Here is a 21,853-nt window from a genome sequence, read left to right as displayed (position 1 = left end):
TTGGAAAAGCCTCTCGCGTCAGTTGTCCGAACCGCCTTCATCATCCGGCGTGTCCACATCACAGCCGACGCCGTGGCAGCCAATATATCCGCCCTTGGTATCGAAGTTGGGCTCGCCGTTCTTGTCAAACTGCGGGCGGGTGTCGATCTCATCATCGCCCTGGCTTGGGCTGTCGACGCCGCAGCCATTGCCGTGGCAGCCGATGTAACGGCCCTTCTTGTCGAAGTTCGGCTCGCCGTTCTTGTCGAATTGCGGACGGGTGTCGATGCCGGGGTCCTTGTATTTCTTTCCGCATCCCGCGCCGAAGCAGCCGTTCAGCACGCCACTGTTGCGGTAATAGCGCGGGGGCACGGGCGGCGGCGGAGCGTAGACCTGTCCCACGTCGGCAAAAACACCCGAACACCCGCCCGCAACCCAGATTACGCCGGTGGCCGCATTGTAGCCCCACGATTGGTTCTGAATGCACCGGCCCGAATACTGTTTCTTGAGAACCGGCCAGCCCATCGCCCCAGCAAAGCATTCGGCATATTTCCCGTTCGGCGAAGAGCAGGTGATCTTGTGTTTCGCGCTCGCCTCGCCGCTGCCGCCGCAGAGAAAGGCCGCCAAAGCAAACGCGCACAGGAGGGCTTTCGCCTGTGACGAAGGGCTGAAGATACGCATCATTGATTTATGCCGGTAATAAGAACCGTGTTGCTGCTGCCGACGCCGGAAAACCACACCTCGCCATCGCCGATCATCACGCCCTGATCGCGCGCGAAGAGCGTCTCATAGGTTTGGTGTTCGACGGCGGATTTCACCTTGGCGGTGATGATCTGATCGTAGCTCGCCACGAAATGTGCGGCATCATGCAGCGTAACTTTCTTGCCGCCCACCATCGTCTGCAACGGATAGCTGATCATTTTTGAAACAGCGGTTTTGTTGTCGGCTTTCACCGCAGCTTGCAACGCATTGAAAAAATCATGATAGGGCTTGTGAGCGCCATAGAGCTGGTCAAGCGTCTGGTCCATCTGGGCGGCGGTCTGCGCCCACGCCGCGCTTTGGGAAAGGCAGAAAAAGGCAAAAATTAACGCCACAATGCGCGCGGCCATCATTATATTTATCCTTCCTTCTTGCAGGCGTTCTGTTCTGTGAATGGACGAGCCCATGTGCAATTGTGATGGCATCACACATGCCCGTCACAAAGCTTGTTCAACGCTCTTTGGCCGATCTAGCAAATTATTTTCCTGTGTCAACGGCGCTCCATATTGTGAAACCCCGAGGTAATCGGTAAAAAGCGGAAACTGGAAAAATTGCCGGGCATACCGTCTTGCTTTTGGGGGACAACATGCATTCACTCTGGCATTCTTTGCGGGCATTTCTCCTTGTCAGTCTCATTGCATGCGCCTCATCGATGGGCCTGTCAGGCATGGCGATTGCCAAGGACTTCAATGCTGGCCCCATCTGGAACAACGCCGACGCCAACAGCAAATGCCCGCAGGTCTGCGCCAGGAACAACCGTGTCTGGAACGGCAACTGGCACACAACGGTGCAAGGATCGATGTCGGTTTGCACGTGCAAGAAATCGGCCGGCGGTTTTTCAGGCAATGGAAGCCAGCCTGCCGCGGGCGGGGGTGCGGTAACATCCTGTTCCGCGCCCGCGACACAGGCTTGCGAAGGTTGCAGCGCCTCCTGCACGGGCGGCAAGCAGGCCTATTGCAGCGGCGGGCAGGACACCAGCGGCACCCCCATGTGCTGGACCCACCCGAAATGTGAATGCAGATAGGGAATAGCTTTCAGAACTCGCTAGGGGACCTCTAAGGTCTTCGTCAGGACTGCGGGTTGGCTTCCGCCCGGCAATAGATCCTTGGCGGTGCCGATGGAAAATACTTGAAAAGCGCCGGGCACAGCCAGCCTTCGGCGTTCAGCTCCGGCCAGCGATACCAATTCCCCTCATATTCTTCGCGCACCCATTCAAGTTCTGCCGTGTAGCCGGGAAATGGCTTGGCGGAAAAATAGAGCTTGAAACCATCGCGGGCGCCCGGGATGCCGCTCACGAAGTTATTAATCATTTCAGGCATACCGAAGACGAAAGGTTCTCGCTTCAATCCGGCTGCTTCGTCATCGAACACCCAGTCGCCGTGATCAAAATAGGGGTGAATAACGAACATGGCGTTCACGTTGCACGCTCCCATCTATGGCTTCAGCAAACCGATCACGTCTTGCAACTGAACAATGCTGTCGGCAATCGTGATGGGATCGAACATTTGTTGAAACCGGACGGCCATGCAACCTGTCGGATACTGAGCGAATTGATAGGCGCGCAGCTCGCCTTCAAACCTCAGATGCCCAAGCGGCTGTGCCAAAATATTGAGCGAAAAATCTTCCGTTTCAAGAGACGCGCGGCCGGAGAGCGTCTGACTGACAGCAGATAGTTCCGCTGAAAAATGCTTCAATGCATTGCGGCCGTCGGCGGTTGACGCTGTAAAGGACAGGTCCGTGTGGCGCAATTCCACGCGGAATTCGCGATGACTTGAAAGGCTCTCGTCGAATAGCAGGGCGAGTATGAAACCATCGCCGTTTGGACCGAACGCCACGCGCCGAGGCGCGGTCATGGCTTCAGCACGTCCATCTGGATCGGGCCTTCGGCGCTGCCGTGGATGAACTGCTCGACATAAGCATTGCCGCTTTCGTCGATATCCTTCGCAGCGCCTTCCCAGATGATCTGGCCCTTGTAGATCATTGCGATGCGGTCGGCGATCTTGCGGGCCGAGGCCATGTCATGGGTGATCGAGATGGTGGTGGCGCCCAGCCGCTTCACGCAATCGACGATCAGGTTGTTGATGACATCGGCCATGATGGGATCAAGGCCGGTGGTCGGCTCGTCGAAGAAGATGATTTCGGGATCGGCGGCGATGGCGCGGGCAAGGCCCACGCGCTTCTGCATGCCGCCTGAAAGTTCGGCCGGATAGAGCTTCGCCACATCCTCGCCCAGCCCCACCTGGCCCAGCTTCTCGATGGCGATGCCGCGCGCTTTGGCCCTCGCCATGCCGCGCCCTTGCGTGAGGCCGAAGGCGACATTCTCCCAGACGCTGAGAGAATCAAACAGGGCGGCGCCCTGGAACAGCATGCCGAAGCGCTGCAGATAGGCGTCGCGCGCCGGGCCTTCGAGGCCAAGCGCATTTTCGCCGCCCACGGTGATCGATCCGCTCTCGGGGTGCAAAATGCCGAGGATGCATTTCAGCATCACCGATTTGCCGGTGCCGGAGCCGCCGATCACCACCATGGACTGGCCCTTGGGCACCGAAAGGCTCAGGCCGTTCAGCACTTTCTTGGGGCCAAAGGCCTTGTGCACGTCTTTCAGGATGATGTGATCGTCCGCCATCGGATCAATTCTTGAACAGCAGCGAGGTCAAGGCGAAATTCGCCGCGAGGATGAGGATGGCGGAGGAGACGACCGCGTTGGTGGTGGCGCGGCCCACGCCTTGCGCGCCGCCTTTTGAGTTGAAGCCGTGATAACAGCCCATCACGGCGATGATGAAGCCGAACACCGCTGATTTGATGAGGCCCGAGGTGATGTCGGTCATCACAAGGAAGTCGGCGGTGTTGCGGATATAGGCCGCGCCATTGAAGCCCAATGAGCGCGTGCCCACGATATAGCCGCCCATGATGCCGATCACATCGGCGATGCCGACGAGAATAGGCAGCGTGACGACGGCGGCGATGATGCGCGGGCCGACGAGATATTTGAAGGGATTGGTTGCCAGCGTCACCAGCGCGTCGATCTGTTCCGTCACGCGCATGGTGCCAAGCTCGGCGGCAATCGATGCGCCCACGCGGCCCGCCACCATCAGCCCCGCCAGCACCGGCCCCAGTTCGCGGGTGATGCCCAGCGCCACGATCGAGGCCACGAGGCTTTCGGCGTTGAAGCGCGAGGATCCCAAGTAAATCTGCAGCGCCAGCGCGCCGCCGGTGAAGAAGGCGGTGAGGCCCACGACCGGCAGCGAGAAATAGCCGATCTTCAGCATCTGTTCGCCGATCTGGCGGGGATAGAATTTCGGCGCCAGGCCTTGCGAAAGACCGTCGCGCAGGAACATCGCCACGCGGCCCACCTCGGCGCAGAGGGCGATCACGGCGCGTCCGATATGTGCAAAAATGTTCAAACCTGCTGTTCCGATTCGATCCCGGCGTAGAGCCTTGCATAGCGGCTGCCGAGACGGGTGAGCAACTCATAGGAAATGGTGCCCGCCCATGAAGCCACGTCATCGATGGCAATATTGGGGCCGATCAGTTCGGCGCGCGTGCCGCGCACCACGGAATGCGGCGTGAGATCGGTGATGTCGATGGCCATCATGTCCATGGAGATGCGGCCGATCACTGGGCAGCGTTTGCCGCCAATGAACACCTGCGCCGGGCCATTCACGCTGCGGGAACTCAGCGCGCGCGGCACGCCGTCCTTGTAGCCCGCTCCCAAAATGGCGATGCGGCTCGGGCGCGGCGCGTCCCATGTCGCGCCATAGCCCACGGGCTCGCCCTGCTTCACATGGCGCACCTGCATGACGGCGCCTTCGAGATGCGCGACGGGCTTCATGGGATTTTCCGAGCCGGGCAGGGGATTGCCGCCGTAGAGCGCAATGCCCGGCCGCACGAGGTCGTGCGTGAAGTCTTCGCCTAAAAAAATCCCGGCCGAATTGGCGAGGCTTGCGGGGATGCCCGGCAGCAACGCGCGGGCTTGCGCGAAAGCCTCGCGCTGCCTTTCATTCAGCGGATGGCGTGGCTCATCGGCGCAGGCGAGATGGCTCATCAGAAGGGTGACGTTCAGCCCTTCCATGGTGAAATTGTCGGAGAGCAGCGTCTCGAGATCGGCGAGCGAGAAGCCCAGCCGGTTGATGCCGGTGTCCACATGCAGCGCGCAGGGCAGCTTGCGGCCATACACCCTGCCGAAGGCCGCCCATTCCTGCGCCTCTTCAATGGAGATCAGCGCCGGCCGCAAATCATGGATGGCGTAGAATTCCGCCTGGCCGGGGAACAGCCCGTCCAGCACATAGATGACAGCTTCAGGGAGAATGGCGCGCAATTCCTCGCCTTCAATAGGCCGCGCCACGAAGAAGCTGCGGCAGCCCGCATCCCACAGCGTGCGCGCCACGGGTGCGATGCCCAGCCCATAGGCATTGCCCTTCACCGCAGCGCCCGTTTCGGCGGGCCTGGCCTTCTCCGCCAGCAGTTTCCAATTAGATTTCAGCGCCTCAAGGTCGATGGTGAGGATGGCGCCTGCGAGATGTTCCGGAACCCGTGTCATGGCCGGGTTGAGTAACGGCAGAAGGGGGCGGGATCAAGATGAAGGATTTGTAATCCGGGCGAGACAGGCCCGGAAAAATCTGCCTATAGTCGGGATGGACGGGGGCGTCCCACGGCGCGGTGAAATTTCCGCGCCGCCATCGTGCATGCCCTTCCAATTCAGGAGCACGTCCATGCCCGTCATTTCCACCGCCACCACCACCGGCGTTACACTGGCCACCAATGATTTCCTCGCCGTCACGCCAAGCGGCAGCATCGTCGCACCATCGGCATCGATTGATGGCACCAGCGGCACCGGGCAGACGGTGTCGATCGCCGGATATGTGGAGGTTCTTTACCTGTGGATGGGCGGGGCCAACACCGTCAACATCAGCCAGTCCGGCGTTTTCTATGGCCACGGGCTGGGCACGGATCTTTTTATCGGCCGGGATTTGAACAATGTGATGACCGGCGGCTCGATGCTGAACAATGCAGGCATGATTGTGTCGGAGGCCAATGGCGTCAGGATGTTCGGCGATGGCAATCTGCTTCAGAACACCGGCACCATCACGGCGGAGCTTGGAACCGTCACGTTCTCCGACGGCATCAACTCTCAGATCATCAACGGCGGCAGCATCACGTCGCGCGCCAGCATTGCCGTGGGCCTTTATGGGGATGGCGACAGCATTCTCAACACGGGCCTCATCTCATCCTATAACGAGCGCGCGATCTTCGCGTCAGGCGTCAATGTCCGCGTCGAAAACGAGGGCACGGTGTCTGCCTCCGCCGGAACGCTGGCGGCCATATGGGAGCAGGGCGCGAATTTTTCACTGCGAAATGGCGGCCTCATCGATGGCGGCACGGCGCGCGGCGTCTATGCGGCAGGTCACGACGGTTTCGTCATCAACAGCGGGACCATCCGCGGCGAAGCCGAAGGCCTGGTGCTGGCCGGTTTTGACGGCGGCATCGCGCGGAATTCCGGCGAAATCACCTCCGCGCACGGCACGGGTGTCGTGTTCTCGGAGGATTCCTCGTCGGGCACGGTGACGTTTTTCAATTCCGGCACCGTCAGCGGCGCAACCGTCGCCATCTTCGGCAATGCCGGACTCGAGACGGTCACCAACACCGGCGCGATCCACGGCAATGTCGCACTCAATGCGGGCAACGATGTTTTCGACGGGCGCGGCGGCACGGTCATCGGCACCATCGACGGCGGCGACGGCAATGACACGCTCACCGGCGGCATCTCCGATGACGTGCTGCTCGGCGGCGTGGGCAATGACTTTCTGCGCGGCATGCTCGGCGAAGACACATTGCGCGGCGGCCTCGGCAAGGACCGGCTGGCCGGCGGTGCTGACGCCGACACGTTCGTGTACGGCACCATCGGCGAAGCCGGCAAGGGCACAGCCGGCGACATCATCCTGGATTTCCAGCGCGGCACGGACATCATCGACCTGAGCCTGATCGACGCCGACGCCACGCTTGCCGGAAACCAGGCCTTCACCTTCGTGACGGGCGCGTTCACGGCGGCGGGGCAAATCCACTTCATTGCCGGAACCCACATCCTCGAAGGCAACATCAACGGCAATCTCGCGGCGGATTTTCAGATCACCGTCAACTCCGTCAGTACACTGACGGCCACGGATTTCATCCTGTAAGCCGCGCCACCGATCAACGCCAAGACAAGGGAAAGGCAAGAGACGGCATATGACCAGCTATGCATATAACGGCAGCCTCATCACCACCGGCACAATTTATCCGCTGGCGAAGGACGACAGCCTCTATCTGGGCCCGCAGGGCACGCTCATTTCAACCGAGAACCCGGCGATCGTCGCCAATGGACAGAATTTCATCACCATCGCCGGCGCGGTGTCGGGCTCCGGCAATCCGTTCAGCGGTGAATATGGCATCCGGCTCGGCCCCACCGATTCCGAGGCGGAAAACCCCGGATACAATGTGGTCAACATTCTGGCGGGCGGCAGCGTCACCGGCTCCGGCGGCTATGCAGGCGGCATCGGCGTGTTCAGCGGTTACGCCATGATCAACAATGCCGGCGCCATCAGCGCCAACAACGGGATCATGGCGTATTATGATGGCTGCAGCGTTACCAACAGCGGATCGATCCTCGGAATCAACTACGGGATTTATGTCCAGGCCAACAGTTTCACGCTGTCCAACAGTGGATCGATTGCAGGTTCATCGCTGAGCGGCAGCGGCGTCTCTGCGCAGGGCACTGGCATCACCATCACCAACACCGGCACCATCTCGCACAATTCAGGCAGTTCATCCTATGCCGCCGTCGAACTGATCACGCTCCATGCCGCTGACAGGGCCTCGGTCACCAATGGCGTGACCGGCCATATCGTGTCGCCCGGCATCGCGATCAGCGGCGACATCGGCATCGAGACGGTGGTGAACCGCGGCGAGATCATCGGCAATGTCGTTCTCGCGGGCGGCAATGACAGTTTCGATGGCAAGGGCGGCACGGTGATCGGCACCATCGATGGCGGCGCCGGCAATGACGCGCTCACCGGCGGCATTTCCGATGACACACTGCTGGGCGGCGTGGGCAATGATTTTCTGCGCGGATCGCTGGGCGAGGACATTCTGCGCGGCGGAGCGGGCAGGGACCGCCTGGCGGGCGGCGCCGATGCCGATACCTTCGTCTATGGCAACATCGGCGAAGCGGGCATCGGCACGACGGGCGACATCATTCTGGACTTCCAGCGCGGTACCGACGTGATTGACCTTAGCCTCATCGATGCCAACGTGTCGCTGGCCGGCAATCAGGCCTTCACCTTCGTCACCGGAGCCTTCACGGCGGCGGGGCAAATCCACTTCATCGCCGGAACCCACATCCTCGAAGGCAACATCAACGGCAACCTCGCGGCGGATTTCCAGATCACGCTTAATGGCATCGGCGCGCTCGCCGCCACCGATTTCATTTTGTAGCGCCGCCCGGAATCGTTTGACAAAGAGAGCGGCATTCCCTGATTTGCGGGGCATGCCGCGCTGGTTCACACAAGGAGCCGCAGCCCGTCTGCTGCGGCGCTTCATCACCGAAAGCCGCCTGCTGGGTCTTATCCTCGCCTGCCTGACGGGTGCGGCAGGTGGCCTTATTGCATCTTACATGGGCCTTGCCGCCATGGCCTTGCACTGGTGGTTTTTCGGCGTGCCCTTCACCGAGCGCCTCAGCGGCGATTTCGTGCCCGATCTCGGGATGGTGGCGATTTGCCTCGTCGCTGGCGGCTTTCTGGTGGGCTTGAGTAACCGCATCTGGCGTCTCTATGTGAAACTCGACATTGCTGACCCCATCGAGGCCAATGCGCTCTATGGCGGGCGGATGACATTCCGCGGCTCGCTCTTCGTGGCGGGGCAGGCGATTGCCTCCAATGGCGTCGGCGCATCGGTGGGGCTCGAAGGCGGCTTCACGCAGTTGGGCTCCGCCGTCGGCTCATGGCTGGGCCGCGTCCTGAAGCGCCCGCGCGAGGATATGCGGCTGCTCGTCGCCTGTGGCGCGGCAGGGGCAATTGCCGGGGCATTCGATGCGCCCGTGGCGGGGCTGGCCTATGGATTCGAACTGGTGCTCGCCGCCTATTCGCCGCTGGTGCTGGCCCCGGTGGCGCTGGCCGCCATCTGCGGAAAATATGCCGCCGCCTTTTCGGCGGGCCATGGCTATCACATCATCATCAACAGCGGGCTCGTTGGGGCCAATGCCGCGCCCGCCGGGGCCTGGAGCATCGGCATCGGCATCGCCTGCGGGCTCCTCGCCATCGGGCTGATGCGCGGCGTCACCTGGCTCGAACATCTGATCCAGCTCACCCGCCTGCCGCGTTTCGTGGCCACCACCTTGGGCGGCGCTGCCATGGCGGGCATGGCGCTCATCTCCTCGCATGTGCTGGGGGCGGGGCACGGCGCCATCGACGTCATCTTCGCGGAGCCACAGACGGCCTCCGTGCTGGCAGGGCTGCTGCTGCTCAAGATCGCCGCCTGCGTGATTTCCATCGGCTGCGGATTCAGGGGCGGCCTGTTTTCGGCCTCGCTTTATCTCGGCGCATTGGCGGGCGGAGCGGCGGGCCTTCTCGTCACCGGGGCGGGCTTCATGCAGCCCGAGGCGCTGGCGATGATGATGGTGATCGCCATGGCGGCTTTTGGAGCGGCGGTGGTGGGAACGCCGCTTGCCATGGCCATTCTCGCCGCCGAGATGACGGGGCAGGTGGGCATCATTCCCGATGCGCTGCTGGCGGTCATCGCCGCCACCCTCGTTGTCAGGGCGCTGTTCGGTTACTCCTTCTCGATCTGGCGGTTGCATGTGCGGGGTTCGCCGGCGCGGAGTGCCGAGGACATTGCCTGGGCGCGCACTATCCAGATGAAGGAAATCATGCGCCCCGATGTGCACAAGGCACCCGATACCATCACCTGCGCGGAACTTCTGGCTCTTCACCCGCCGGGCTCCACCAAGCGCGTGGTGCTGACCGATGCAGCGGGCCGCTATCGCGGGCTGTGCGACCCGTCGGAGATCGCCTTCAGCGCCAAGGACATGAGCGCTCCCGCCGAAGGCTTCGCCAAGCAGAAGGATGAATTCCTCACCCTCGCGCAATCCCTCGACGACGCGCTGCACTGGCTGGAAAAACTGGGCCGCGAGTCGGTGATCGTCGTGCGCTCGGAGAGCGACCCGCAAGTGATGGGCGTGGTGACGGAATCCTACGTCCTCAAACGCTACGCGCAGGAACTGGAGCGGCGGAAGGCGGCTTGACTTCTCCCCCTCTTATGCCGCCCAAGTTGATATCCACATCGGCGTTTCAGCCCGATGGCCAATTTGTGAGTTTTCTCCGCGAAATCGATGAAGAATGGGCCGGCCGGAACCAGGCGGCGGAAATGAAACTGGCCTTTTGGAAGCAGCCGGAATTGCACCCATAGCTGGCCTCCTGCGACGTCATCCGCTGCCGTAGCGCGCGTGCGGTCTCGTTCGCCGCTATCTTCTATTCAGCGCCCAGAGCAGCAGCCACACGATGCCGGAGGAGAGCAGACAGAGCCCCAGCACCACCCAGAATCCGTGTGATTCCTCCGACCACGGAAGATCCTTCACATTCATGCCGAAGATTCCGGCCACGAGGGCGGGCGGCAGGAAGGCGGCGGTGAGGATCGACAGGATATAGAGCTGCCGGTTGGTTTCAGCGGCAAGCTTGGCGTCGATCTCGTCATGGAAGAAGCGCGCCCGCTGCTCCAGCGCATCGAAATCCTGGTCCAGTTGCGAGAGCCGGGTGGTGACGGCGGGAAGCCCCGCCGGAAAACTCTCCAGCGCCCGCTCGCCATTGGAAAGCGCACGGCGCAGCGCCCGCATGTGGCGGTGAAGCTGCGCCGTTTCGCGGCGCACCAGCATCAGCCGCCGCCGCTCATCGCGATGACGGTCATCGAGAATGTGATCCTCGATCAGTTCCAGTTCATCCATCAGCCGGTGCAGCACGCCGTCGAGCGTGTCCGGCGTGTTGGCGAGGAGGGCGGAGAGAAGCTGCGCCGGTTCGGCAAATGCCAGCCCACGCGCGAGATCGCGCCGCAGCCGCTCAGCGGACTGCACTGCCGCCGTGCGGCCCGTCACCAGCACGCGTGGCCCCATCAGCACGTGAAGCCATGCGAACTCGGTCGAGTCGGCATCGAAATCCTGACGGAGATCACCCATATGCCCCAGTAGATAGCCGCCCATATGGCCCAGGAATTGCCGCGTGGGCGGATCGGCGAAGGCCTGAGTTACGCCCCCCGGCAGGCCCAGCTTCGTCTCCAGCCAGCGGGCATTGCGCCGGTCGGTCAGATTGAGATGCAGCCAGAGCCATCCAGACCCGGTTTGCGCTCCCAGCACCTCGCGTTCCGCCAGAGCGCGGGGCTCTGCGCCGTTTTCAAACAGAAAGGCGCAGAGAAACCCCGGCACATCCATGGCGCGCAAGTCCTGCACAAACGGCTCCCGAACAGACATCCGCGAGCCGGTTATGACTATCGCATGACAGTCGCGTGACGAACCCGCGCGGCGTGTCTTATTTCAGGACCGGTTCCGAAAACGTGATACGGCGGATTTCGGTGGTGTCGCCTTCAATGCCGAAATCGGAATCGGCCAGCACGATCATTTCGGTTGGCGAGAGAACGGCCACGCCTTCAATCTTCTTGGGCAGGCCCTCGGTGTCATCCGAATCGAGCACCAGGGTCTTGGCCAACGGCTTGAGGCCTTTTGCTTCGAGATCGGCGAGGCTCGTCTGCTCGAAGGAGGGCGAGGTGGTCTTGTCGTCGTAAACGGCATCAACCGGCGTGCCGGACTGCAAATCCACGAGATAGAACTTCGTGCTCTTGCTGATGCGTTCCAGGACCAGCAGGCGATCGGGGCCGACGGCCACCATCTCGCTCATGCGCACGGCGTTCTGCTTCTGCGCTTCCTTCTTGTTGTCGGTGCGGAAGGTGTCGGGCTTGTCTTCCTCATAAAGATACTCGCCCAGCACCTTGCCGGTGGCGCGCTCGATCTTCCATAGCCTGGTGTTGGCGCTCTTCTTGTAAGCATCGATGTCGGGGTTGGCGAGCGGGCTCTGCATCAGCACGTACAGGTAGGCTGCGTCGGGCGAGAGCGCCACGTTTTCGATGCCGCGGTTCAGCATACGCTTGGCGATGATGGCGGGCAGGCCCGGCGTGACCTGATAATCCGCATCCTTCAATTCGCCTTCGAGGCCCACCGGCACGATGCGCTTCGTCACTGTGCCATCGGCGGCGATCTCCACCAGAGAGGAGCCATATTCCTCGCCGGCGATGAAGCTGCCATCGGGCAGGCGGGCCAGCGTTTCGGTGTCGAGGCCCGAGGGATTGCCGGCGATCGGCTTGCCGTTCGCATCATAAGCGGCTTCCAGCGCCAGCGCGCCGGAGGAGAAGGGCAGGCCCGTGACCGGCTTTCCGGACTTGCCTTTGAGCGGCAGGGTTTCCAGAACCCTGGCCTTGTTATCAGCGCCGATTTCCAGCTTGGTGATGGTGGGCGTGAAATCGGGCAGGGGGAAATTCTTGGCTGTCTTGTCGCCGCCGCAGGCCTTGTCGAGCGTCACGCCCGCAACATCCTCAATCTCCGAGCAATCGATGTTGGGGCCACGGTCGGTGATGGTCCAGATCACGCCCGGCGGGTCTTTCGGATCGCGCCATGCACCCGAGCCGATGCCGAGATTGAGGGTCAGCGTCTTGCCGCCGGGATAGGCCGCTGTGCCCAGCGGAAGATCGGGCACGCCGATCTTGGTGACGGTCACCACAGGATCGGCAAAGGCGGCAGAGGCCATCAGTGCAAAGGCGAACGGCAGCATGATGCGGCGCATGAAACACTCCTCTTTCTTTCAGAAGGAGTGAGCGGTTATGGCCCCGCCATTGCAGTTGTGTGACGGCCCGCCTGCTAGCCCTTCAGGTTCTGCATCTGCTCGACGAAGCGCTTGAACAGATAATGGCTGTCCTGCGGGCCGGGGGAGGCTTCGGGGTGATACTGCACCGAGAACACCGGGCGGCCTTCGAGCGCGATGCCGGCGTTGGAGCCGTCGAACAGCGAGACATGCGTTTCCACAACGCCGGGCGGCAGGCTGGCGCGGTCCACCGCGAAGCCGTGGTTCATCGAGGTGATCTCCACCTTGCCGGTCGTGAAGTCCTTCACCGGATGGTTGGCGCCATGGTGGCCCTGATGCATCTTGTGGGTTTGCGCGCCCAAAGCGATGGCCAGCATCTGGTGGCCGAGGCAAATGCCAAACACCGGCTTGCCCGAGTTGACGATCTTCCTGATCTCGGGCACCGCATATTCTCCTGTGGCCGCCGGGTCGCCGGGACCATTGGAGAGAAACACGCCATCAGGATTCATCGCCAGAATATCTTCAGCCGCCGTAGTGGCCGGCACCACCGTCACGTCGCAGCCCGCACTGGTGAGGCAGCGCAGAATGTTGCGCTTCAAACCATAGTCGACGGCCACCACCTTGAAGGTGCCGCCTTCGGCAGTGGTGTAACCGTCCTTCCAGTCCCACAGTTTCTCGTCCCACTCCATGCGCTGGGTGAGCGATACGTCCTTGGCAAGGTCCAGCCCGACGAGGCCGTGCCAGTCCGCGGCGAGTTTCTGCAGCTTCGGGATGTCGAACTTGCCTTTGGGATTATGGGCGATCACGCCATTGGGCATGCCCTTCTCGCGGATCAGCACGGTCAGGGCGCGGGTGTCGATGCCTGACAGCCCGATGATGCCGCGCGCCTTCAGCCATTTGTCGAAATGCCGGTGTGAGCGGTAGTTGGCGGGATCGGTGATCGGCGCCTTGACGATGCAGCCCACCACGCCCGCCGAAGCCGCGAGGTTCGTGGTCTCGATGTCATCGTCATTGGTGCCAACATTGCCGATGTGCGGGAAGGTGAAGGTGACGATCTGCCCGGCATAGGAGGGATCGGTCAGCACCTCCTGATAGCCCGTCATGGCGGTGTTGAAGCACACCTCCGCCACCGCTTCACCCTCGGCGCCGAAGCCATGGCCTTCGATCACCGTGCCATCGGCCAGCACCAGAAGGCCGGTGATGCGCGGCGTGTCCCAGTCTCCAAAGACGGGCGCGCGCGCGGGCGCTTTGGCCTTGGCAGGCTTTTTCGGGCTTTTCATCTCACGACTCTCCGGGAATTTGAGGTGAGTTAGGGGAGCAGGTCTGTTCCGTCAAGGCTCGGGACGCTGGTGCTGGAACGCGGCCTCTGCTGCCTGATCGATGGCTCTCCTGAAATCCTTGATGAGCCCTGATTTCAGATATTTTTCCGCTTCTCCTGATCCCAATTGCCGGGCCTTCAGAAAACAGGCCGACGCAAACAACAGATCGGACTCGGGCAGATAGCCCTGGCGGTTCCAGCTCCACCCGGCGGATATCCCGTCCGAGAACTGCTGATAGCGAAAGCGCGTATTGCACAGGAAGATTCCAAACCCCAGAAAAACTGCGGTCAGATCGGTCAGGAATTCCATCTCCTCCTGCGGAACGGGCCATTTGCTCTTGGACGAAAACAGCAGGTAGTGAGACAATTCGTGCGCAAAAGTCGCAACCAGCCCATGCGGGTCCTTCAGCAACTTGGCTGAATAGGTGATGATGACGGTTTTCGTCTCATCGACCGAAAATGTGCCGGCTGCCCCGGATTCGAAAACGGGACGGATGAGATTGGTGCCCTCATAGTCACCAAAGTCATTGTCGTGCGCGGCAATTGTCGCGGGCCATCCGGCGAGGCCTGCTTTCTCCTTGACCTGCTCGAACACATGGACGGCCAACTCATGGCCTTTCAGGCCGCCGGTCTGAAAACTGTCCGGCGTTGGCAAAATGAGCTGGCGCTGAAAAAATGCCGTGCGTTCGCCGAATTCCCCAATCAGCCAGCGAAAATTCTCAATGTGCCAATCCGCGGTTTCGGCATCGAGAAGGGGTTTTTTAGCGAATGGCCACATTGGGATTCCCGGGGAAAGGCTTGCTCGGTTTTGCCTCTTTCAAACACAATTTCCAGAGTGTAGGAACGCCTGAACTCTTGCAACTCTGGGTGAAATACAGTGAGCCTGCGCGCCAGCCTGACCGAAGCCATGAAGGACGCCATGAAGAGCGGCGACAAGCGCCGCCTCTCCACCATCCGCCTGATGAACGCGGCCATCAAGGACAAGGACATCAACAGCCGCACGGATGGTCATGACTCGGCCCTGACGCCGGATACAGGGCTCGTCGAACTGTTTGCCAAGATGGTGAAGCAGCGCCAGGAATCGATTGCCGTCTACGAGCAGGGCGGGCGGCCGGAACTCGCGCAGCAGGAGCGCGAGGAGATCGCCGTCATCCAGTCCTTCATGCCGAAGCAGATGACGGATGACGAAGCGAAGGCCGCCGTGGCCGAGGCCATCAAGAGCGTTGGCGCCGCAAGCGTGAAGGACATGGGCAAGGTCATGGCCGAGCTCAAGGCCAAATACGCGGGCCAGATGGATTTCGCCAAGGCGGGCGCGGTGGTGAAGGCGCTGCTGGGGTAACCGCGCTGCCATGGCCATGCTGCTGCTCGACCGCGCCATGCGCTCCGTCATCAAGACGGGCACGCTGCGCGTCATCGACGCCGATGGCCAGGCGCATGAGTATGGCGGAACGCCCGGCCCCCGCGCCACGGTGCGGCTGAAGGACAAAGCGCTGCATCGCGCGCTGGTGTTCAACCCCGAGCTTCGCGCTGGCGAAGCCTATATGGATGGCACGCTGGTGCTCGAAGAGGGCACCATCCGCGATCTGCTCACCCTTTATGCGGTGAACCGCACGCGGCTGCGCGGCCAGCCCTCGCAGCGGGTGCTGCGGGGCAGCCTAAAGAAAATGCGCGGGCTGTTCCAGCGCAATGTGGCGGCACGCTCGCGCAGCAATGTCGCGCATCACTACGATCTCTCGAACGATCTCTATAAATTGTTCCTCGATGACGGCCTCAATTATTCCTGCGCCTATTACCGCTCGCCGGATGACACGCTGGAAACCGCGCAGCGGAACAAGCTGCGCCACATCGCGGCGAAGCTTGATCTCAAGTCCGGCCAGCGCGTGCTGGATATCGGCTCGGGCTGGGGCAGCATGGCGATCTATCTGGCAGAAGCCGCGCAAGTTGATGTCACCGGCGTCACGCTGTCGGTCGAGCAGCATGCGCTGGCCACTCAGCGCGCGGCGGAGCGCGGCCTTTCCGACCGCGTCCGTTTTGAACTCAGAGATTACCGCGATGTGAAGGGGCCGTTTGATCGCATCGTGTCAGTCGGCATGTTCGAGCATGTGGGCATCAATCATTTCGATGCTTTCTTCGGCAAGGTGCGCGATCTCCTGACGGAGGACGGCGTGGCGCTGCTGCATTCGATCGGCCGCAAGGGTGGGCCGGGCGTCACCGGGGCATGGTTCCGCAAATATATTTTCCCCGGCGGCTATTCCCCCGCGCTGTCCGAGACGCTCTCATCCATCGAGCGCGCGGGCCTGTGGGTGACGGATATCGAAATCCTGAGACTCCACTATGCTAAAACGCTGCGTGAATGGGAGCGCCGCTTCCAGGCCAACCGCGCGAAGATCGCAAGCCGTCTCGATGAACGCTTCTGCCGCATGTGGGAGTTTTACCTGATCGCCAGCGAGCTGAGCTTCAGCTACGGCAAGCACATGAACTTCCAGATCCAGCTCACCCGCAAAGTCGATGCGCTGCCGCTGGAGCGGATTTACATGTGGGAGAGTGAGCAGCGCCTATCGTGAACCAAACCGCTGTTTGGCCGCCTCTGTCACGGGCGTGAACAACGACACAGCGGTGCCTTCCGGATCGCGGAACTGCGCGGTGCGATTGCCCCACGGCATGGTCTTCGGCTCGTGCACGATCGTAACCTTGTCCTTCAGCCGCGCGAATTCCGCATCGACGTCCGCCACCATGAATTCCAGAATGGCGGTGCGGTTGTGGCCCGCCTCGGCGCAGCCTTCCTTGAACATGGCAACAGTGTCCGTGCTGCCAAAAGCGAGGGTGGCTGATGGCGTCACGATTTCGGCAAACACCGGAGCCAGCCAGTCGGCGGTCTGGCCGGTCACCGTTTCGTAAAAGCTCGCCATGGATTTGATGTCGGCGGCGATCAGGCGGGTGGAGGCGAATTTCATCGGCGTAGTTTCCTGCTTTGCGATGAAATTCCATAACAAGCTCCCACTGACAGCATGATGTCAGGAACAGATCATTGCGCAGGCTTCGGTGTCCGGCTGGCAATCGCCACGCCAATCGCCGCCAGCGCGAAACCCAGCCAGCCCAAGGGTGGCATGGCCTCGCCCAGCAGCGGCCAGGCGATCAGCGCCGAAATGGGCGGCACCAGATAGAACAGCGATGACACGCGGCTCACCTCTCCCGCACGGATCATGGCGATCAGCAGCGACATGGCGATAATGGAATTGCCGATCACCAGATAGGCAAGCGCGCCCACGAAGGGCAGGTTCCACTCGAACGTGAACGGTTCCAGCGCCAGTGCAAAGGGGAGCGTGGTGAGAAGCCCCGCCGCATATTGCACCATGCTGGCGGGCACCGGATGTGTCTTGCTGCCGAAGCGCTTTTCCCACAGCGTCCCGGCGGTGATGCCGATCAGCCCGCCCACGGCAGCAATCAGGCCCCAATGGTTCTCGGCCTTCACTTCGGATTGCGCGAGGATCACCGTGGCGGCCCCCGCCAGCCCCAGCGCCAGCCCGATCCAGCGCATCACGCCCACGCGCTCACCTGCGAAATGGGGAGCGATCAGGCCAACGAGAATGGGCTGCAGGCAGACGATGATCGCCACCGCGCCCGCCGAGACGCCCAGCTTGAAGGCCACGTAGCAGAGGCCGAAATAGATCGTCTGGATGAGAACGCCGACGATGGCGAGATGCACATAGGCCATCGGCCGCTTCGGCCATTCCGGGCGCAGCGCCAGCACGAAGGGCGCCATCAGCACCAGCACCAGCGCATAGCGGAGCGCCAGAAAGCTCCACGGATCGGCATGGCGGATGCCCAGCTTCGCCACCGAGAATCCACCAGACCACAGGAGAAGGAAAATGACGGGCGCTGCGATGAGCCAAAGCGGCTTTGAAGAGGAAGACATGCCCACCCCTCTATGGGGTGAAGCTCATCGCAACCAGTGCATTTCCCGCATGGCGGGGCGTCAGGCGGCCTTGCGTTTCCGGCGGCGCAACAGGGCGAGACTGCCAAGGCCCGCCGCCATCAGGGGCAGCGCACCGGGCAGGGGCACGGGCGAGACATCGGAAATGACCACCTGGAAGCCTGTCGAGTCATACAAATAATTGCCGTCATTGTTGACGGCGAAACTCAGCTTGTCACCCGCCGCCAAAAGCACCGAACCCATGAACGTGATCATGCTTCCGGCGGTCAGCGTTGTTGCGTTTGCGGTTGTTCCGCCAAACTCCTGGGAAAACAGCTGGGTGCCGTTTTTATAGATCAGGCCGATCACGCCGTTTGATTGAACATAATCCAGCACTTCAAACAGGCCGGAGTAGCTGTAGGTGCCAGCCGTGGGGGCTGTAAATTGCACGATCACGTCACTGTTGGGGCCGGGGTGAATGTCCAGCACGTCATTCGGAAACACCACGGTGGGATAGGCAAAGCTGGACCCTGTTGTGTTCTTGATGACGGCGGGCGCGCCCAGGCTGGGGTTTGTCGTCTGCCAGTAGATCACCTGCGATGTGGTGACCTTGTTCACGAAAGGTGTGAAGGTGCTGCCGGCCGTTCCTTCGCCATAGGACCAGGCCCCGTTCGGGTTGGTGGCGATTGAGAAATCGTCGAATGCGTTCCAGGTTTCAGCTTGCGCGGAGGCCGCGCCAAGAAACAATGCAAGAGATGTTGAAAGCGCAAACAACTTGGGAGAAGTCACGGGCCGTCCTCCTCGATCAACAGTTGCAGATTTTAACGAATTTTTAATAAATTTGAAATTGCAGGACGTGTCAAGAGCAACCCTTGCTTTCAGGCGTCCAGCATCAGCACCATGTGGGTTTTATCGAATTCCAGCCTCTGGTGGATCACGGCGCGGGGCTCCGTGCCATAGGGTATGAACCCGCAGCGGAGATAGAGGTCTTCGGCGCGCCTGTTGCCTTCGGTCACCTCAAGATGGATTTGCAGCAGGCCATCGATCTTCCGCGCTTCGGCGATGAGGCCGCGCACGAGGGCTTCACCCACACCCCGCTGCTGATAGTCCGGGTCAACTGCCATGCCAAACAAGGTGGCCTTGTGACGGTCGCTTGCGCGGGTGAAACGCTCAAGCCCCGCCATGCCGCAGAGCGCCGCTTTATCAAACGCTCCCAGAATGAAATCGTCCGGCCGGGCCTTGTCAGCAATACGGTCCCGGTACCACGCCACATCCCGCGCCCCGGCCTCGGCGAGGGTGGTCGTGAAGGCGGCGGGGTAGAGCGCCAGCATTTTGAGGCGGAAGGCGCGATAGGCTGGAGCGTCTGCGGAGTTTAGCGCACGCAATCCCAAATTGTTTGCTTGCTCCATGAAAGTCTCCAGAACAGAGTTCCCGGCATAGGTTTTTCCAATGGCCTGACACCGCTTGTCGCTTCTGGGAAACAGAACTGTGACGGCTATTCATGTCGCGCCGAGAATGTATCAGTGCGCATTTGGCGGCTTCCCGACTGGCAGTCGCGATCAGAATAATGCTTTTGCAGGGAGATTTCCAATGCGCGGCCATTGTTTGTGTGGTGCCGTCACGTTCAAAATAGAAGGCCAGTTCCAGTCTTGCGTGACGTGCCATTGCGAGAGCTGCAGGAGGCAATGCTCTGCGCCGATGACAACTTATATCGGCGTACTGGATAGCCAGTGGAAATGGACGGGAAGGCGGCCAAAAATCTTCAAGTCCTCTCCGGGTGTTGAGCGCAGCTTCTGCGCCGAGTGTGGTTCGCCGATTTCATTCCGTTCACTAAAAATGTCCAATGTCATGCATTTCTTTGCGTCAGCAATGGATGATCCGGAACAATGCATACCGACGATGCACGTCGCGATCGAGGAAAAGCTTCCCTGGCTCAAGCTCGCCGATGGCCTGCCGGTTTTTGTGGGGCCGGACTACACGCAAACCAGCTGCGCTCCCTGATTGAACTTGGAGTAATGCAAGGTTCAATGAGCTGTTTGGATATCGCCGAAAAGCGGCCTAGATGGTGCCATGCGCTTCCCGCCCTCATTCCTGGACGATATCCGCGCCCGCGTACCGATTTCCTCGGTGGTCGGGCGGCGGGTGGCGTGGGACCGGCGCAAGACCAATGTGGGCAAGGGCGATTACTGGGCCTGCTGCCCCTTCCATGGCGAGAAGTCGCCGTCCTTCCATGTCGAGGACCGCAAAGGCCGCTATCACTGTTTCGGCTGCAAGGTCTCGGGCGACATCTTCACCTTCCTAGTCGAGAAGGAGGGACTGAGCTTCCCCGAGGCTGTGGAGCGTATGGCGCAGGAAGCGGGCCTCCCCATGCCGCGGGTCTCCGAGGCTGATCAAAAGCGCGAGGAACAACGCGCAAGCCTCTATGACATCATGGAAATCGCCGCGAAATTCTTCGAGCGTGAGCTGCAGTCAGCGAGAGGCGCAAAGGCACGCGGCTATCTGGCTGACCGGCAGCTTTCCCCCGCCATCCAGAAGGAATTCCGCTTGGGCTATGCGCCCGATGACAGGAGCGCGCTCCGACAGGAACTGGCCTCGGCCAATATCAAGCTGGAGGAGATGATCGAGGCGGGCCTCGTCATCAAGGGCGAAGACAATCCGGTCGCCTATGACCGCTTCCGCGACCGCGTGATGTTCCCGATCCGTGATCCGAGGGGCCGCGTCATCGCCTTCGGCGGCCGGGCGCTGTCGAAGGACGTTCCGGCCAAATACCTGAACTCGCCGGAAACGCCGCTCTTCCACAAGGGCCATGTGCTCTACAATCTGGATAAGGCGCGGGGGCCCGCGCATGATCTGGGCGCCATCATCGCGGTTGAAGGCTATGTCGATGTCATCGCCATGCACCGGGCGGGGCTGGCCCATGCGGTGGCGCCGCTCGGAACCGCGCTCACCGAAGACCAGCTGGCGCTTCTGTGGCGGGCCGCGCCCGAACCTGTCCTCTGTTTCGATGGCGACAGTGCGGGCCTCAAAGCCGCCTACCGGGCTCTGGACTTGGCTTTGCCGCTTCTCAAGCCCGGCCATTCCCTCAAATTCGCCCTATTGCCCGAAGGCCAGGACCCGGACGATCTGCTGAAGGCCGAAGGGCCGGAAGCGGTTAAAGCCGTGGTTACAGCCGCGCAGCCACTGTCAGAGGTGCTGTGGCAGCGGGCGCTGGCCGGAAATGACCGATCGACGCCCGAGCGCAAGGCCCAGTTCGAGCGCGATTTGCGGAATTTTATCAATACCATCGGCGATGATGCTGTGAAAAAGCATTATCAGGTTGATGTGGCGGAGCGGCTGAAGGCGTTGTGGGGAAGTAGCGGAAGCAGCGGCTGGCGCGCACCCGGCCGTAAGCCGCCCCGCGCCAAAACCCAATATGCGGGACGCTATTCGCCCAATATCCGCCCCTGGGATATTCCCGCCCCGCCATCCCCACAGCTCAAGGCGCTGGCCTCCGGCAACATTGCGCGGCAGGGCATCGAGCGGCGGGCGCGGATGATCATGCTGTCGCTCGTCAATCATCCCGGCCTGATTCACGAGTTTCTGGACGAGATCGCCCATCTCGAAATCGAATCGCGCGAGCTTGACTCGCTCAGGGCCCGCATCATAGATAGCGCCGCTTTGGGGGTGGACCTTGACGGGCCTGCCCTCCGGCACCATCTGGACCTTCAGGGTTTGGGGCCGGTTCTGAACCGGCTGGAAACCCAGGCGAGACGGCTGAACGAATGGTTTCTGGGGAGCGGGGCTGCGCAAAATGACGCCCGCACCGGCCTTCGTCAGATGATCGCCCTCCACCATAAAACCGTGACCCTCGAGCGGGAGCTGCGGGCGGCGGAAGCCGCCTTCGCTGCCGAACCGACGGAGGAGAATTTCACCGCCCTCAACGCGGTGCGCGCGCAATTGTCGTCGCATGCGGGATCGGAAGCCCTGATTGAAGGCTTCGGCCAGGCATCAAACCGGCAGGGCAGCGGCATCGCCTGA

General features: G+C 61.5%; 24 protein-coding genes. 9 read left to right on the top strand and 15 right to left on the bottom strand.

The window, feature by feature from the left end:
* Nucleotides 1-18: 18 nt before the first annotated feature.
* Nucleotides 19-663 (bottom strand): DUF3011 domain-containing protein, encoded by a 645-nt coding sequence (locus QM694_RS06660; RefSeq protein ID WP_415006164.1) that lies wholly within the window; start codon nt 661-663, stop codon nt 19-21.
* Nucleotides 660-1,145, bottom strand: coding sequence for a hypothetical protein (locus tag QM694_RS06655; protein WP_415006163.1), 486 nt, complete (start codon nt 1,143-1,145; stop codon nt 660-662). Before QM694_RS06655 ends, QM694_RS06660 begins: the two co-directional genes overlap by 4 nt.
* A 260-nt stretch (nt 1,146-1,405) precedes the next feature.
* Between QM694_RS06655 and QM694_RS06650 the strand changes: the two genes are divergently transcribed.
* Nucleotides 1,406-1,762, top strand: a complete 357-nt coding sequence (locus tag QM694_RS06650; protein WP_415006162.1) for a mannan-binding protein — start codon at nt 1,406-1,408, stop codon at nt 1,760-1,762.
* 43 nt (nt 1,763-1,805) lie between these two features.
* Here QM694_RS06650 and QM694_RS06645 read toward each other — a convergent pair whose 3' ends face one another.
* Genes QM694_RS06645 through alr form a run of 5 tightly spaced genes read right to left on the bottom strand, consistent with a single transcriptional unit; the run spans nt 1,806 to nt 5,275 of the window.
* Complete coding sequence (locus QM694_RS06645) at nt 1,806-2,147, bottom strand: DUF6717 family protein (protein WP_415008584.1); 342 nt, start codon at nt 2,145-2,147, stop codon at nt 1,806-1,808.
* Nucleotides 2,148-2,171: 24 nt separating this feature from the next.
* Complete coding sequence (locus QM694_RS06640; protein WP_415006161.1) at nt 2,172-2,591, bottom strand: hypothetical protein; 420 nt, start codon at nt 2,589-2,591, stop codon at nt 2,172-2,174.
* Nucleotides 2,588-3,361 (bottom strand): ABC transporter ATP-binding protein, encoded by a 774-nt coding sequence (locus QM694_RS06635; RefSeq protein WP_415006160.1) that lies wholly within the window; start codon nt 3,359-3,361, stop codon nt 2,588-2,590. Before QM694_RS06635 ends, QM694_RS06640 begins: the two co-directional genes overlap by 4 nt.
* A 4-nt stretch (nt 3,362-3,365) precedes the next feature.
* Nucleotides 3,366-4,109: an MlaE family ABC transporter permease gene (locus QM694_RS06630; protein ID WP_415006159.1), complete on the bottom strand. Its 744-nt coding sequence runs from the start codon at nt 4,107-4,109 to the stop codon at nt 3,366-3,368.
* A 26-nt stretch (nt 4,110-4,135) separates the two neighbouring features.
* Complete coding sequence (alr, locus tag QM694_RS06625) at nt 4,136-5,275, bottom strand: alanine racemase (RefSeq protein ID WP_415006158.1); 1,140 nt, start codon at nt 5,273-5,275, stop codon at nt 4,136-4,138.
* Between the two features lie 172 nt (nt 5,276-5,447).
* Between alr and QM694_RS06620 the strand changes: the two genes are divergently transcribed.
* The 3 genes from QM694_RS06620 to QM694_RS06610 are packed head-to-tail and all read left to right on the top strand — an operon-like array spanning nt 5,448 to nt 10,009.
* Nucleotides 5,448-6,911, top strand: coding sequence for a hypothetical protein (locus QM694_RS06620; protein ID WP_415006157.1), 1,464 nt, complete (start codon nt 5,448-5,450; stop codon nt 6,909-6,911).
* A gap of 49 nt (nt 6,912-6,960) precedes the next feature.
* Complete coding sequence (locus QM694_RS06615; protein ID WP_415006156.1) at nt 6,961-8,205, top strand: M10 family metallopeptidase C-terminal domain-containing protein; 1,245 nt, start codon at nt 6,961-6,963, stop codon at nt 8,203-8,205.
* A gap of 52 nt (nt 8,206-8,257) precedes the next feature.
* Nucleotides 8,258-10,009 carry a chloride channel protein gene (locus QM694_RS06610; protein WP_415006155.1) on the top strand — a complete coding sequence of 584 codons (1,752 nt, stop codon included), beginning with the start codon at nt 8,258-8,260 and terminating at the stop codon, nt 10,007-10,009.
* A 219-nt stretch (nt 10,010-10,228) separates the two neighbouring features.
* Here the strand turns inward: QM694_RS06610 and QM694_RS06605 are convergent, their stop codons facing one another.
* From QM694_RS06605 to QM694_RS06590, 4 genes are all read right to left on the bottom strand, one after another.
* Complete coding sequence (locus QM694_RS06605) at nt 10,229-11,203, bottom strand: CorA family divalent cation transporter (RefSeq protein WP_415006154.1); 975 nt, start codon at nt 11,201-11,203, stop codon at nt 10,229-10,231.
* Nucleotides 11,204-11,282: 79 nt separating this feature from the next.
* Nucleotides 11,283-12,587: an esterase-like activity of phytase family protein gene (locus QM694_RS06600; protein ID WP_415006153.1), complete on the bottom strand. Its 1,305-nt coding sequence runs from the start codon at nt 12,585-12,587 to the stop codon at nt 11,283-11,285.
* A 74-nt stretch (nt 12,588-12,661) separates the two neighbouring features.
* Entirely contained in the window at nt 12,662-13,885 is a 1,224-nt protein-coding gene (gene carA / locus QM694_RS06595) for a glutamine-hydrolyzing carbamoyl-phosphate synthase small subunit (protein WP_415006152.1), read from the bottom strand.
* Nucleotides 13,886-13,936: 51 nt separating this feature from the next.
* Entirely contained in the window at nt 13,937-14,518 is a 582-nt protein-coding gene (locus QM694_RS06590; RefSeq protein WP_415006151.1) for a hypothetical protein, read from the bottom strand.
* 15 nt (nt 14,519-14,533) lie between these two features.
* On the opposite strand from QM694_RS06590, the gene QM694_RS06585 reads away from it, so the two are divergent.
* The 3 genes from QM694_RS06585 to QM694_RS06575 are packed head-to-tail and all read left to right on the top strand — an operon-like array spanning nt 14,534 to nt 16,487.
* A complete protein-coding gene (locus QM694_RS06585; protein ID WP_415006150.1) occupies nt 14,534-14,764 on the top strand; it encodes a hypothetical protein in 231 nt (76 codons plus the stop codon).
* A 42-nt stretch (nt 14,765-14,806) separates the two neighbouring features.
* A complete protein-coding gene (locus QM694_RS06580) occupies nt 14,807-15,262 on the top strand; it encodes a GatB/YqeY domain-containing protein (protein WP_415008583.1) in 456 nt (151 codons plus the stop codon).
* 16 nt (nt 15,263-15,278) lie between these two features.
* Nucleotides 15,279-16,487, top strand: a complete 1,209-nt coding sequence (locus tag QM694_RS06575; protein ID WP_415008582.1) for a class I SAM-dependent methyltransferase — start codon at nt 15,279-15,281, stop codon at nt 16,485-16,487.
* Here the strand turns inward: QM694_RS06575 and QM694_RS06570 are convergent.
* The 4 genes from QM694_RS06570 to QM694_RS06555 form a co-directional block, all read right to left on the bottom strand.
* On the bottom strand, nt 16,479-16,877 hold the full coding sequence (locus QM694_RS06570; RefSeq protein WP_415006149.1) for a VOC family protein: 399 nt from the start codon (nt 16,875-16,877) through the stop codon (nt 16,479-16,481). The two genes, QM694_RS06575 and QM694_RS06570, sit on opposite strands and share 9 nt — an antisense overlap.
* Before the next feature lie 71 nt (nt 16,878-16,948).
* Nucleotides 16,949-17,839, bottom strand: a complete 891-nt coding sequence (locus tag QM694_RS06565) for a DMT family transporter (RefSeq protein WP_415006148.1) — start codon at nt 17,837-17,839, stop codon at nt 16,949-16,951.
* A gap of 60 nt (nt 17,840-17,899) precedes the next feature.
* Nucleotides 17,900-18,625, bottom strand: coding sequence for a VPLPA-CTERM sorting domain-containing protein (locus QM694_RS06560; protein ID WP_415006147.1), 726 nt, complete (start codon nt 18,623-18,625; stop codon nt 17,900-17,902).
* Between the two features lie 89 nt (nt 18,626-18,714).
* Nucleotides 18,715-19,245 (bottom strand): GNAT family N-acetyltransferase, encoded by a 531-nt coding sequence (locus tag QM694_RS06555; RefSeq protein ID WP_415006146.1) that lies wholly within the window; start codon nt 19,243-19,245, stop codon nt 18,715-18,717.
* Nucleotides 19,246-19,351: 106 nt separating this feature from the next.
* On the opposite strand from QM694_RS06555, the gene QM694_RS06550 reads away from it, so the two are divergent.
* Nucleotides 19,352-19,837, top strand: a complete 486-nt coding sequence (locus QM694_RS06550; RefSeq protein WP_415008581.1) for a GFA family protein — start codon at nt 19,352-19,354, stop codon at nt 19,835-19,837.
* Between the two features lie 69 nt (nt 19,838-19,906).
* The gene (dnaG, locus tag QM694_RS06545; protein WP_415006145.1) at nt 19,907-21,853 is read left to right on the top strand and encodes a DNA primase; all 1,947 of its coding nucleotides are present in this window, start codon (nt 19,907-19,909) and stop codon (nt 21,851-21,853) included.

Origin of the sequence: Aestuariivirga sp. (assembly GCF_047602625.1) — a bacterium.
Taxonomy (GTDB): Bacteria; Pseudomonadota; Alphaproteobacteria; order Rhizobiales; family Aestuariivirgaceae; genus Aestuariivirga.
The sequence above is the reverse complement of the archived record's forward strand: the minus strand, read 5'-3'. Positions and strand labels throughout refer to the sequence as shown.

What these genes read in the sequence shown, in the direction of transcription:
- QM694_RS06660 (WP_415006164.1), bottom strand. Translation starts at nt 663, where the DNA reads ATGATGCGTATCTTCAGCCCTTCGTCACAGGCGAAAGCCCTCCTGTGC.
- QM694_RS06655 (WP_415006163.1), bottom strand. Translation starts at nt 1,145, where the DNA reads ATGGGCTCGTCCATTCACAGAACAGAACGCCTGCAAGAAGGAAGGATA.
- QM694_RS06650 (WP_415006162.1), top strand. Translation starts at nt 1,406, where the DNA reads ATGGCGATTGCCAAGGACTTCAATGCTGGCCCCATCTGGAACAACGCC.
- QM694_RS06645 (WP_415008584.1), bottom strand. Translation starts at nt 2,147, where the DNA reads ATGTTCGTTATTCACCCCTATTTTGATCACGGCGACTGGGTGTTCGAT.
- QM694_RS06640 (WP_415006161.1), bottom strand. Translation starts at nt 2,591, where the DNA reads ATGACCGCGCCTCGGCGCGTGGCGTTCGGTCCAAACGGCGATGGTTTC.
- QM694_RS06635 (WP_415006160.1), bottom strand. Translation starts at nt 3,361, where the DNA reads ATGGCGGACGATCACATCATCCTGAAAGACGTGCACAAGGCCTTTGGC.
- alr (WP_415006158.1), bottom strand. Translation starts at nt 5,275, where the DNA reads ATGACACGGGTTCCGGAACATCTCGCAGGCGCCATCCTCACCATCGAC.
- QM694_RS06620 (WP_415006157.1), top strand. Translation starts at nt 5,448, where the DNA reads ATGCCCGTCATTTCCACCGCCACCACCACCGGCGTTACACTGGCCACC.
- QM694_RS06615 (WP_415006156.1), top strand. Translation starts at nt 6,961, where the DNA reads ATGACCAGCTATGCATATAACGGCAGCCTCATCACCACCGGCACAATT.
- QM694_RS06610 (WP_415006155.1), top strand. Translation starts at nt 8,258, where the DNA reads ATGCCGCGCTGGTTCACACAAGGAGCCGCAGCCCGTCTGCTGCGGCGC.
- QM694_RS06600 (WP_415006153.1), bottom strand. Translation starts at nt 12,587, where the DNA reads ATGCGCCGCATCATGCTGCCGTTCGCCTTTGCACTGATGGCCTCTGCC.
- carA (WP_415006152.1), bottom strand. Translation starts at nt 13,885, where the DNA reads ATGAAAAGCCCGAAAAAGCCTGCCAAGGCCAAAGCGCCCGCGCGCGCG.
- QM694_RS06585 (WP_415006150.1), top strand. Translation starts at nt 14,534, where the DNA reads ATGGCCTTTCAGGCCGCCGGTCTGAAAACTGTCCGGCGTTGGCAAAAT.
- QM694_RS06575 (WP_415008582.1), top strand. Translation starts at nt 15,279, where the DNA reads ATGCTGCTGCTCGACCGCGCCATGCGCTCCGTCATCAAGACGGGCACG.
- QM694_RS06570 (WP_415006149.1), bottom strand. Translation starts at nt 16,877, where the DNA reads ATGAAATTCGCCTCCACCCGCCTGATCGCCGCCGACATCAAATCCATG.
- QM694_RS06565 (WP_415006148.1), bottom strand. Translation starts at nt 17,839, where the DNA reads ATGTCTTCCTCTTCAAAGCCGCTTTGGCTCATCGCAGCGCCCGTCATT.
- QM694_RS06555 (WP_415006146.1), bottom strand. Translation starts at nt 19,245, where the DNA reads ATGGAGCAAGCAAACAATTTGGGATTGCGTGCGCTAAACTCCGCAGAC.
- QM694_RS06550 (WP_415008581.1), top strand. Translation starts at nt 19,352, where the DNA reads ATGTATCAGTGCGCATTTGGCGGCTTCCCGACTGGCAGTCGCGATCAG.
- dnaG (WP_415006145.1), top strand. Translation starts at nt 19,907, where the DNA reads ATGCGCTTCCCGCCCTCATTCCTGGACGATATCCGCGCCCGCGTACCG.